Annotated in this window: 5 protein-coding genes; all 5 read right to left on the bottom strand. The window is 63.6% G+C overall.

Annotated features, from left to right (window positions below; all coding sequences use genetic code 11):
- Positions 1-9: 9 nt before the first annotated feature.
- The 5 genes from F1C58_RS14445 to rpoB all read right to left on the bottom strand — a co-directional run bounded on the left by F1C58_RS14445 (position 10) and on the right by rpoB (position 12,395).
- Positions 10-1,233: a type II secretion system F family protein gene (locus F1C58_RS14445; RefSeq protein WP_185201746.1), complete on the bottom strand. Its 1,224-nt coding sequence runs from the start codon at positions 1,231-1,233 to the stop codon at positions 10-12.
- On the bottom strand, positions 1,233-3,014 hold the full coding sequence (locus F1C58_RS14450) for a type IV pilus twitching motility protein PilT (protein WP_255461134.1): 1,782 nt from the start codon (positions 3,012-3,014) through the stop codon (positions 1,233-1,235). The genes F1C58_RS14445 and F1C58_RS14450 overlap by 1 nt, the downstream gene beginning before the upstream one ends.
- A gap of 64 nt (positions 3,015-3,078) precedes the next feature.
- Positions 3,079-4,749: a GspE/PulE family protein gene (locus F1C58_RS14455; RefSeq protein ID WP_185201747.1), complete on the bottom strand. Its 1,671-nt coding sequence runs from the start codon at positions 4,747-4,749 to the stop codon at positions 3,079-3,081.
- Between the two features lie 185 nt (positions 4,750-4,934).
- Positions 4,935-8,816: a DNA-directed RNA polymerase subunit beta' gene (locus F1C58_RS14460; RefSeq protein ID WP_185201748.1), complete on the bottom strand. Its 3,882-nt coding sequence runs from the start codon at positions 8,814-8,816 to the stop codon at positions 4,935-4,937.
- A 69-nt stretch (positions 8,817-8,885) separates the two neighbouring features.
- Positions 8,886-12,395 carry a DNA-directed RNA polymerase subunit beta gene (gene rpoB, locus F1C58_RS14465; protein ID WP_185201749.1) on the bottom strand — a complete coding sequence of 1,170 codons (3,510 nt, stop codon included), beginning with the start codon at positions 12,393-12,395 and terminating at the stop codon, positions 8,886-8,888.
- Between the last annotated feature and the right edge of the window lie 277 nt (positions 12,396-12,672).

The raw sequence follows: 12,672 nt of genomic DNA on the forward strand, positions 1-12,672 counted from the left end.
CGGGCGAGACTATTTGTTGATCTCATTGAAGATGGTGAAGATGGGCATGTAGAGCGCCACGATCATGCCGCCGATGACAGTGCCGATCACAGCGATCATCAAGGGCTCGATGAGGGATGTCAGCGCTTCTGCGGTGCTCTGAACCTCTTCTTCGTAGAAGTCGGCGACCTTGGTCAGCATGATCTCCAGTGCCCCCGAATCCTCTCCGACGGCGATCATCTGCACCACCATCGACGGGAAGATCGGCTGTTCTGCGAGCGGTGCAGCGATCGAATTACCCGTACGCACAGACTCCTGGACTTTTTTCAGTGCATTTTCGATCACCCAGTTGCCCGAGGTCTCTCCGACGATACTGAGGGACTGCAGGATCGGAACTCCGGCGGCGATCATCGCTGAGAAATTGCGGGTGAACCGCGCGACAGCCACTTTTGCGAACAGCCCGCCGAACACAGGGATCTTGAGCTTGAGCGGGTCGAATACGCTCCGAACGCTGTCCTTCTCCTTATTCAACCGCCACCAGACGCTGGAGCCCACTATGGCCACGACGAGAAGAGGGAAGATCCAGATCATGTTCTGAGAGAGCGTCACAAGAATCTGCGTCGGCAGCGGCAGGTGTCCACCGAGGCTCGTAAACATCGCCTGGAATACCGGCACGATGAAGATGAGCATGGCGATGACCGCCACGAAGGCCATGATGAGCACGGCGATCGGGTAGGTCAGTGCGGACTTGATGGTCGCGCGCAGCTTCACGTCGGATTCGAAGTTGTTCGCGATCGACTCGAGCGCTCCGTCCAGGAAGCCACCGGTCTCGCCGGCACGCACCAGATGGATCATCAGGCGCGGGAAGACTCGGGGGAACTTCGCGAAGCTCGCCGACAGCGAAGAACCGCCTTCGATGTCGGAGCGGACCTCACCGAGCGTGGACGCGAGGGCCTTGTTCTCGGTCTGGTCGGCGAGGATGGTGAGCGTGCGCAACAGCGAGAGTCCGGCAGCGATCATGGTCGCCATCTGGCGGCTCATGATGGCGAGGTCCTTGAGCCCGACTCCCTTGCTGAGGAACTTGATCTCCATGTTGAGACCGGTGCCCTCTTTGGACTCCTCGATCGAGGTCGGGGAGACCCCCATCGAGCGCAGGCGCATCGCCGCGTTCGATTCGGTGGATGCTTCGAGCCTGCCCTTGACGACCTTGCCCTGTGCATCCCGGCCCTTGTAGGCGTAGGCGAGAGTGGCCATTATTCACCGATCTTTCTCGAGTAGGCGTCCTTGAAGTCGATCCCGGTGGCAGCCATCGCCTGGGCTGCGACATCCGTCGCGCTCTCGTTGCGATGGATGAGCTGCTTCAGCGATTCGGCATCCTGCGCCTTCTCGATCGCGGCGGCCACCGTGATGGTGCCCGCATTGGCGAGGTCGGCGAGGTGCGAGTCCATCGTGTGCATGCCGTGGTCTCGGCCCGCCTGCATCGCGGAGGCGATCTGGTAGGTCTTGCCCTCACGGATGAGGTTGTTGATGGCGGGCGTAGCGATGAGGATCTCGGTGGCCACCACTCGGCCCGATCCGCTCGCCTTCTTTACCAGCGTCTGGCAGACGACGCCCTGAAGCACGGCGGCGAGCTGGGACCGCACCTGGCCCTGCTGGTGCGGGGGGAACACGTCGATGATGCGGTCGATGGTCTGGGCCGCGTCCTGGGTGTGGAGGGTTGCGAACACGAGGTGGCCGGTCTCAGCGGCCGTGAGAGCCACCGAGATCGTCTCGAGGTCTCGGAGCTCACCGATCAGGATCACGTCGGGGTCCTGCCGCAGCACGTGCTTGAGTGCGGCCTGGAAGCTGTGGGTATCGGGACCGACCTCGCGCTGGTTCACGAGCGACTTGTGGTTCTTGTGCATGAACTCGATCGGGTCTTCCACCGTGACGATGTGGTCGGCGCGAGTGCGGTTCACCAGGTCGATGAGCGCCGCGAGAGTGGTGGACTTGCCCGAACCGGTCGGGCCGGTCACGAGCACGAGGCCACGTGGGAGCTTGGCGAATCGGCCGATGGTCTCGGGCACGCCGAGGTCCTTCAGCTGCTTGATCTCGGTGGGGATGAGTCGGAATGCCGCGCCCATCGAGTTGCGCTGCTGGTAGATGTTCACGCGGAATCGGGCGTTGGCCGAGAGCGTGTACGCCAGGTCGAGCTCGAGCTCCTTATCGAAGGCGACGCGCTGCTCCGGCGTCAGGATGCTGAGAAGCGCGGAAGTGACCTTGGCCCGGTTCCAGACCGAGGTGCCGCCCACCTGCCGAAGCACTCCGTCGACCCGGATGGTGGGCGGTGCGTTGACCGTGACGTGGAGGTCGGATGCTCCCGAGTACAGCACGTCGGTGAGCGCGGCGATGAGATCGGCATCGACGTTGAGGCGCGGAGAGGAATTGCCCTCCCCCGCGGTCGGCTCCTCGAAGAACGGTGAGTCGTCTGCATCCTGCTCATCGTCGAGGTCATAGGTCGACGCCGACCCTGAGGTGATATCGGCGAGTGCCTGCTCGAGCAACGTGCTGGTCTCCGAGGGGGCCGGGGGCGGAGTCGGTGCCGCGACCACGGGAGCCGACGCTTCGAAGAGGTCGTAGGCGGGAGGCGCGGTGGGTGCTTCATAGGTGTGGGAGACGGTGGGCGGCGGCGCGGCGGCGTACGCGGGAGGCGAATAGGCGGGTGCGGCACTGGCGGGCGGCACGATCGTGAGGTCCCAGGCATCCGGCTCCACGGTCGGAGAATAGGCTCCGGCGACCGGGGCGACTCCGAAGGGGGAGGTCCCCGCGACGGGCGGCGCGAGGTCGGGCGTGTGCCGGTGCGGCTGGCTGGTGAAGAACTCCTCCGGCGGAAGCTGGCCGGCGGGCTCGACATACTCCGGAGCCGCGTAGGTCGGTGCTGCATAGCCCAACGGATCCGCGTTCATCGCGGCCGCATCGGCGGCGGCCTGCGCAGCCCGGCGCGGCGACAGGATCGGCGTGATGTTGCCCACCGGAATCTCATACGGCTGGTTCATTCGGATTTCCCCCTTGGTACAAAGTGCGGACCGCGACCCCCTCGGACGCGGAAACAGGTGTGAGTTAGGCGACCACGCGCAGAATCTCTTCGATCGAGGTGAGACCCATCTGGGCCTTCGACCAGCCGTCCTGCCGAAGCGTGAGCATGCCCTCGGCCATCGCGACGCTCTTGATCTCGGCGCTCGAGGCACGACGCACGGCCATGCGCTCGATCTCTTCGCTCACCGCCATGATCTCGTGGATCGCGATGCGTCCGCGGTAGCCTGTGTTCGAGCAGACCGAGCATCCGATCGGCTGATGAAGGGTCGGAACCGGCTGTTCGGGATCGATGTAGAACCCGAACGCGGCCATCTCGGTGGCGACCGGCGTGTAGGGCTCCTTGCAGCGATCGCAGAGTCGCCTAGCGAGTCGCTGGGCCACCACGGAGTCGAGTGCGGAACCGACGAGGAACGGCTCGATCTCCATCTCGATGAGACGGGTGATCGCGCTCGGCGCGTCGTTGGTGTGAAGGGTCGAGAGCACGAGGTGGCCGGTGAGTGAGGCTTCGATGGCGATCTGCGCCGTCTCGTGGTCGCGGATCTCACCGAGCAGTACGACGTCGGGGTCGGATCGCAGGATGGATCGGAGGGCGCTGGCGAAGGTCAGACCGGCCTTCGGGTTCACCTGCACCTGGTTGATGCCGGCCATGCGGTATTCCACCGGGTCCTCGACGGTGATCACGTTGATCTCGGGCTTCGCCACAGTGTTGAGCGTCGTGTACAGGGTCGTCGACTTGCCCGATCCCGTCGGCCCGGTGACGAGGATCATGCCGTACGGCTTCGTGTACGACTTCTTGTAGACGTCGAAGTTACGCTTCAACAGTCCGAGGTCGTCGAGGCTCATGCTGGATCCCGAGTTGTCGAGGATTCGCATGACGACCTTCTCGCCCCACACCGTGGGGAGGGTCGCGACGCGCAGGTCGATCTTTCGACCGGCGTGGATGACCGAGAGGCGGCCATCCTGTGGTTTGCGTCGCTCGGCGATGTCGATGTCGCTCATGATCTTGAGGCGGGAGATCACGCCGTTCTGGATCTGCTTTGGCGCGCGTTGCATCTCGTGCAACACTCCGTCGATGCGGTACCGAACGCGCATCTCATGCTCGGCCGGCTCGATGTGGATGTCCGAGGCGCGGTCCTGGATGGCCTGGCTGATGAGCAGGTTGACGAAGCGCACGATCGGCGCATCGTCTTCGAATGATTCGCTTCCCACCGGAACCATGTCGGCGGAGGGCTTGACCTCCTCCTCCAGTGCGGTGGTGAGGTCGCTGAGTTCCCCGTCGGCGCGAAGAAGGCGATTCATGGCGTTGCGCAGGTCCTGGCGCTCCGCGACTACCGCGTTCACACGCATGCGTGTTGCCGCTCGAATATCGTCGAGGGCGAACACGTCGCCGGGGTTGGCCATGGCCACGGTGATGGTGTCTCCGGCAACCGACAGCGGCAGCAGATCGTGGCGGCGGCAGAGGGTGGCGGAGACGAGCGAGACCGCGGTGCGGTCGATGGGGAAGTCCACGAGTTCCACAAAGGGAAGCCCGGCTTGTGCGGCACGTGCTGACGCGACCTGGACGTCGGTGAGCACTCCCTTGTCGATCAGGTTGATGATCTGGAGTTCATCGGTGGCGGGATCTCCACTGATGTCATCGAGACTCTCGATCGGCATGAGGCCACGGATGATGAGGATCTCAGCAACTGAAGACATTCCCGCGCCCTTTCTGTTCGCTTTAAACGGGAAGGCGCAAAACGAAAGTAGGACGATCCCCCCGGAAATCCCACGTTATAGGCGCAGGAGGAGCAAACACAGTCCCGCGATAGGGGGGCACGGCGTGGTTAACCACGAATGGCCCCTCACCGTAGTAAGGGGCCATTCGCGTGGTGGGGTAGTGCTTAGTTGTACGTACCCGGCGTGTAGTCGTCCGACGAGAAGCTGTCGAAGTCGACGAACGAGAGGTCCGCCTCCGAGAACACCGAGTCATCAGTGAAGATGCGGTTCGGGTAGCGCTCGGCCTTCGCCTCTTCCGTCGCCTCGACGGAGACGTTGCGGTACTTCGGCAGGCCGGTTCCGGCAGGAATCAGCTTTCCGATGATCACGTTCTCCTTCAGGCCCATCAGCGGGTCGGACTTGCCCTCCATGGCGGCCTGCGTGAGAACACGCGTGGTCTCCTGGAACGACGCGGCCGACAGCCACGACTCGGTCGCGAGGGATGCCTTGGTGATACCCATGACCTCCTGGCGAGCGGATGCGGTCTTCTTGCCCTCGGTGAGCGCGGAGCGGTTGAGCTCGTTGTACTTGAGGCGGTCGACGAGCTCACCCGGAAGCAGCCCGGTGTCACCGTGGTCGACGACAGTCACCTTGCGGAGCATCTGGCGAACGATGACCTCGATGTGCTTGTCGTGAATCGGCACACCCTGCGAGCGGTAGACGCCCTGCACACCGCTGACGAGGTGGATCTGAACGGCACGGACACCGCGGACTCGAAGAACTTCCTTCGGGTCGATGGCACCGACGTGCAGCTGCTGCCCGAGCTCGACGTGCTGGCCGTCCTCCACGAGGAGGGTCGCGCGCTTGAGCACCGGGTAGGCGATCGGCTCGTCACCGTTGTCGGGGGTCAGGATCAGCTTGCGGCTGCGGTCCGTGTCCTCGATGGTGATGCGACCGGCGGCCTCGGCGATCGGGGACGCACCCTTGGGGGTACGGGCCTCGAACAACTCGGTGACGCGCGGCAGACCCTGGGTGATGTCATCCGCGGATGCCACACCACCGGTGTGGAAGGTACGCATCGTGAGCTGCGTTCCGGGCTCACCGATCGACTGGGCCGCGATGATGCCGACGGCCTCTCCGATGTCGACGAGCTTTCCGGTGGCGAGCGAACGGCCGTAGCAGGTCGCGCACACACCGACAGCGGACTCACACGTGAGCACCGAACGCACCTTGATGTTGTGAACACCGGCCGCGAGCAGGGTGTCGAGCAGCACGTCTCCGACGTCCGCGCCGGCCTGGGCGATGACCTCGCCCTTGTCGTTGACGGCGTCAGCGGCGAGGCTGCGAGCGTAGACCGAGTTCTCGACGTTGACGTCCAGCGACCAGTTGCCTGCGGCATCCTGAACGGCGATCGGCATGTCGAGGCCCTTGGTGGTGCCACAGTCGTCCTCGCGGATGATGACATCCTGCGACACGTCGACCAGTCGACGCGTCAGGTACCCGGAGTCTGCGGTGCGGAGCGCCGTGTCGGCCAGTCCCTTGCGAGCACCGTGAGTCGCGATGAAGTACTCGGCGACCGAGAGTCCTTCGCGGTAGCTCGAGATGATCGGGCGGGGGATGATCTCACCCTTCGGGTTCGACACGAGTCCACGCATACCGGCGATCTGGCGAACCTGCATCCAGTTACCACGGGCACCAGAGGTGACCATGCGGTTGATGGTGTTGTCGGCAGGCATGTTGTCTTCCATCGCCTTGGCGACTTCGGCCGTTGCCTTGTTCCAGATCTCGATGAGCTCCTGGCGACGCTCTGCGTCGGTCGTGAGGCCCTTCTCGAACTGGGTCTGAACCTTCGTGGCCTGCTTCTCGTAGCCCTCGATGATCTGGCGCTTGTTCGGCGGGGTGAGCACGTCGCTGAGCGCGACGGTCACACCGGAACGGGATGCCCAGTGGAATCCGGCGTCCTTGATGCGGTCGAGTGCTGCGGCGACCTCCACCTTGGGGTACCGCTCGGCGAGATCGTTGACGATCGCGGAGAGCTGGCCCTTGTCGGCGACGGCCTCGACGTAGGGGTAGTCCGACGGAAGGGTCTCGTTGAAGATGGCTCGACCGAGGCTCGTGTTCACGAGCACGGGCTTGCCTGCTTCGAATCCTTCCGGCTCCTGTCCCTCGGCGAAGGCGACATCCGACAGGCGGATGCGCACCTTCGCGTTCAGGTCGACCGAGTGCTGGTCGTGAGCGAGGATCGCCTCGGCGATCGAGGAGAACGCGCGGCCTTCGCCGACGACGCCTTCCTTGAGCGTGGTGAGGTGGTGCAGACCGATGATCATGTCCTGCGTGGGCAGGGTGACCGGACGGCCGTCGGAGGGCTTCAGGATGTTGTTCGACGCGAGCATGAGGATGCGCGCCTCGGCCTGGGCCTCGACGGACAGCGGAAGGTGCACAGCCATCTGGTCACCGTCGAAGTCGGCGTTGAACGCCGCACAGACGAGCGGGTGGAGCTGGATGGCCTTGCCCTCGACGAGCTGAGGCTCGAACGCCTGGATACCCAGGCGGTGAAGGGTGGGTGCACGGTTGAGCAGCACGGGGCGCTCGCGGATGATCTCCTCGAGCACGTCCCACACCTGCGGGCGCGAACGCTCGACCATGCGCTTGGCGCTCTTGATGTTCTGAGCGTGGCTGAGGTCGATGAGGCGCTTGATCACGAACGGCTTGAACAGCTCGAGTGCCATCTGCTTGGGCAGACCACACTGGTGCAGCTTGAGCTGCGGGCCGACGATGATCACGGAACGACCGGAGTAGTCCACGCGCTTTCCGAGCAGGTTCTGGCGGAAACGACCCTGCTTTCCCTTGAGCATGTCGCTCAGGGACTTCAGGGCGCGGTTGCCGGTACCGGTGACGGGGCGACCACGGCGACCGTTGTCGAACAGTGCGTCGACGGCCTCCTGCAGCATCCGCTTCTCGTTGTTGACGATGATCTCGGGAGCACCGAGGTCGAGCAGACGACGAAGTCGGTTGTTGCGGTTGATCACACGACGGTAGAGGTCGTTGAGGTCGGAGGTCGCGAAACGTCCACCGTCGAGCTGCACCATCGGGCGCAGTTCCGGCGGGATGACCGGCACGACTTCGAGCACCATGGCGGCCGGCGAGTTGCCGGTCTGGAGGAAGGAGTTGACCACGCGCAGTCGCTTGATCGCGCGGATCTTCTTCTGGCCCTTGCCGTTGGCGATCTGGTCGTGCAGGTCGTCGCTCTCGGTTGCGAGGTCGAAGGCCTGGAGACGCTTCTGGATGGCCTCGGCGCCCATGTAGGCCTCGAAGTACACCCCGAAGCGGTCCTGGAGGTCGTGGAAGACCGCGTCCTCCGGCTTGAGGTCGCCGACCTTGAGGCTGCGGAAGTCATCCCACACGCGCTCGAGCTGGGCGATCTGCTCGTCGAAGGACTTGCGGGCCTGGCCCATCTCCTTTTCGGCGACGTCCTTGGTGCGACGCTTCTGGTCTGCCTTCGCCCCCTCTTCTTCCAGGGCGGCGAGGTCGGTCTCGAGGCGCTGCAGGCGGTCGGCGATGCGGGCATCGCGCTGGCTCTCCAGCTCCTTGATCTCGAGGCGGATCTCGTTCTCGAGTCCGGGCATGTCGTCGTGACGGCCCTCCTCGTCGACGGAGATGACCATGTAGGCAGCGAAGTAGATGACCTTCTCGAGGTCCTTCGGTGCCATGTCGAGAAGGTAACCCAAGCGCGACGGAACGCCCTTGAAGTACCAGATGTGGGTGACCGGGGCAGCGAGCTCGATGTGGCCCATGCGCTCACGGCGCACCGACGACTTCGTGACCTCTACGCCGCAGCGCTCACAGACGATTCCTTTGAAGCGCACGCGCTTGTACTTGCCGCACGAGCACTCCCAGTCACGGCTCGGTCCGAAGATCTGTTCTCCGAAGAGGCCGTCCTTCTCGGGCTTGAGCGTGCGGTAGTTGATCGTTTCGGGCTTCTTGACTTCACCGTGCGACCAACGACGGATGTCGTCAGCGGTTGCGAGGCCGATACGAAGCTCATCGAACGTTGTTACGTCGAGCAATTTTTCTCCTACTTTAGAAAAACTTTGAAAATGGGTGTCGGGGATCGAGACCAAAGAGCCTTAGCGGACTCAGATGTCGTCGATCGACGAGTTCTCGAAGCGCGTGGAGATGTTGATGCCCAGCTCCTCGGCGGCACGGAAGACCTCGTCGTCCGTGTCGCGCAGGCTCACTGCCGTGCCGTCCGCAGAAAGGACTTCGACGTTGAGGCACAGTGACTGCATCTCCTTGATGAGCACCTTGAAGCTCTCGGGGATACCGGGCTCCTGGATGTTCTCGCCCTTGACGATGGCCTCGTACACCTTGACTCGACCGAGGATGTCATCCGACTTGATCGTCAGAAGCTCCTGCAGTGCGTAAGCGGCGCCATAGGCCTCGAGGGCCCAGACCTCCATCTCACCGAATCGCTGTCCACCGAACTGCGCCTTACCACCCAGCGGCTGCTGCGTGATCATCGAGTACGGTCCCGTCGAGCGAGCGTGGATCTTGTCGTCGACGAGGTGGTGGAGCTTGAGGATGTACATGTAACCGACCGACACCGGCTGCGGGAACGGCTCACCGGAGCGGCCGTCGAACAGCTGAGCCTTACCGGAGGAACCGATGAGGCGGTCGCCGTCGCGGGTCGGGGTCGTGGAGTCGAGAAGACCCTCGATCTCGGCCTCGAGCGCACCGTCGAACACCGGGGTCGCGACCTTGGTGCCCGGAGCGGCCGACTTGGCCTCCTCGGAGATCTTGGCTGCCCACTTCGGGTTGCCCTTGATGTCCCAGCCCTGCTTGGCGACCCATCCGAGATGAGTCTCGAGTACCTGGCCGAAGTTCATTCGACCGGGGATACCGAGCGGGTTCAGGATGATGTCGACCGGGGTTCCATCGGCGAGGAACGGCATGTCTTCGACCGGGAGGATCTTGGAGATGACGCCCTTGTTGCCGTGACGGCCGGCGAGCTTGTCGCCCTCGGTGATCTTGCGCTTCTGGGCGATGAACACGACGACGCGCTGGTTGACGCCAGAGCCGAGCTCGTCGTCACCGTCCTGCGAGTCGAACACCTTGACGCCGATGATCGTTCCGGCCTCACCGTGAGGAACCTTGAGCGAGGTGTCGCGCACCTCGCGGCTCTTCTCGTTGAAGATGGCGCGAAGCAGGCGCTCCTCGGCCGAGAGCTCGGTCTCGCCCTTCGGCGTGACCTTTCCGACCAGGATGTCGCCGGGGCGAACCTCGGCTCCGATGCGGATGATGCCGCGCTCGTCCAGGTCTGCAAGCAGCTCCGGGCTCACGTTCGGCAGGTCGCGGGTGATCTCTTCCTTGCCGAGCTTAGTGTCGCGGGCGTCGACCTCGTACTCCTCGATGTGAATCGAGGAGAGGGTGTCGTCCTTCACCAGGTTCTGGCTCAGGATCATCGCGTCCTCGAAGTTGTAGCCCTCCCACGGCATGAATGCCACGAGCAGGTTCTTTCCGAGGGCGAGTTCGCCGTTCTCCGTCGCGGGGCCATCGGCAAGAACCTGGCCGACCTCGATGCGGTCGCCCGCACTGACGATGACGCGATTGTTGTACGAGGTTCCCTGGTTCGAGCGATTGAACTTGCGCAGGTAGTAGTCCTGCGTTCCACCGGCGTCGAGCTGGATGGTGACGACGTCGGCCGAGACCTCGGAGACGACACCCGCGGCATCCGCGGTGATCACGTCTCCGGCGTCGATGGCCGCGTAGCCCTCCATGCCGGTACCGACGAGCGGCGACTCGCTGCGGAGCAGCGGCACAGCCTGGCGCTGCATGTTCGCACCCATGAGGGCGCGGTTCGCATCGTCGTGCTCGAGGAACGGGATGAGCGAGGTCGCGACCGACACCATCTGGCGCGGCGAGACATCCATGTAGCCGATCTCGTCGATGAGGAAGAGGTCGACCTCTCCACCCTTCTTACGAGCAAGCACGCGGGGCTCGGCGAAGCGGGCGTCGGGGGTGAGCGGTGCGTTGGCCTGGGCCACCACGTACTCGTCCTCTTCGCTCGCCGTGAGGTAGTCGATGGTCTCGGAGACGACACCGTTGATGACGCGACGGTAAGGGGTCTCGATGAAACCGAAGGAGTTGATGCGGGCGAACGACGCGAGCGATCCGATCAGGCCGATGTTCGGGCCTTCCGGGGTCTCGATCGGGCACATGCGTCCGTAGTGCGAGGGGTGCACGTCTCGCACCTCGACGCCGGCACGCTCACGGGACAGACCACCCGGGCCGAGCGCCGACAGGCGGCGCTTGTGAGTGAGACCCGCGAGCGGGTTGTTCTGGTCCATGAACTGAGACAACTGCGAGGTACCGAAGAACTCCTTGATCGCGGCGACGACGGGGCGCACGTTGATCAGGGTCTGCGGGGTGATCGCTTCGATGTCCTGCGTGGTCATGCGCTCGCGAACGACGCGCTCCATGCGGGAGAGGCCGGTGCGCACCTGGTTCTGGATGAGCTCGCCGACCGCGCGGATGCGACGGTTGCCGAAGTGGTCGATGTCGTCAACGTCGAGGCGGAGTTCGACAGGCTTGCCATCGCGGATGCCCGGGAGCGTCTTCTGCTCGTCGTGCAGGGCGACCAGGTACTTGATCGTCGCGAGGATGTCCTGCTGGCTGAGCACGGAGTTCGACAGCTGCGCGTCGATACCGAGCTTGCGGTTGATCTTGTAACGACCGACCTTCGCCAGGTCGTAGCGCTTCGAGTTGAAGTAGAAGTTATCGAGGAGCGCACGCGCTGCCTCGGCGGCGACCTGCTCTCCCGGACGGAGCTTGCGGTAGATGTCCTTGAGCGCCTCATCCTTCGTGAGGATGTTGTCCTTCTCGAGCGTCAGCTCGATGGACGCGAAGCCCTTGAACTCCTCGAGGATCTCTTCGCTGGTGAGGCCGAGGGCCTTGAGGAACACGGTGACCGACTGCTTGCGCTTGCGGTCGATGCGCACGCCGACCTGGTCGCGCTTGTCGATCTCGAACTCGAGCCAGGCACCACGGCTCGGGATGATGCGGGCGGAGTAGATGTCCTTGTCGGAGGTCTTTTCCTGCTGGCGCTCGAAGTACACGCCGGGCGAGCGCACGAGCTGCGAGACGACGACACGCTCGGTGCCGTTGATGACGAAGGTGCCCTTGGGGGTCATGAGCGGGAAGTCGCCCATGAAGACGGTCTGAGTCTTGATCTCACCCGTGAGGTGGTTCATGAACTCGGCCTCGACGTACAGCGGTGCGGAGAAGGTCTTGCCCTTCTCCTTGCACTCGTCGATCGAGTACTTCTTCTCTTCGAGGAAGGGGTTCGTGAACGAGAGCTGCATGGTCTCGCCGAGGTCCTCGATCGGGGAGATCTCTTCGAAGATCTCCTCGAGGCCGGTGAGTGCCGGAAGGTCCTGGCGACCGGAGGCTTTTGCCTCGGCAGCGCGTTCCTTCCAGAGGTCGTTGCCGACGAGCCAGTCGAAGCTCTCCGTCTGGAGTGCGAGAAGATCGGGAACCGTCAGCGTGTCGGTGATCTTCGCGAACGAGAGGCGCTCAGCTGAGCGTCCGTTCTTGGGAGATCCGTTTTTCGACGAGTTCGTGGTGGATGCGTTGCGAGCAGCAGCCAAGGAAATAACCTCCGGTGGGCGGTATTACGCGCCCCATTGCCTAATTTGGGAGTTCAGTCGGTGATGAGTGTCGCTCCAGGGGTGTGCTCGAAAGTGAACGAGCGCAGCCGACCGCAATATGAAGGCAGAGATTTCCTGGGAGCGCAAAGAACCATTATAGGCCGGAATTGGTCACAAGTGCAAGTCGATTCTTGACCAATTTCACAAAAGCGAGTATAAACACCACAATTTGTCGAATTCGGGGGCTCGGGCGGCGGATCTGGGGGCCCACCGATGG

The sequence above is a fragment of the Glaciihabitans sp. INWT7 genome (assembly GCF_014217685.1).
In the GTDB taxonomy this organism is placed as follows: Bacteria; Actinomycetota; Actinomycetes; order Actinomycetales; family Microbacteriaceae; genus Lacisediminihabitans.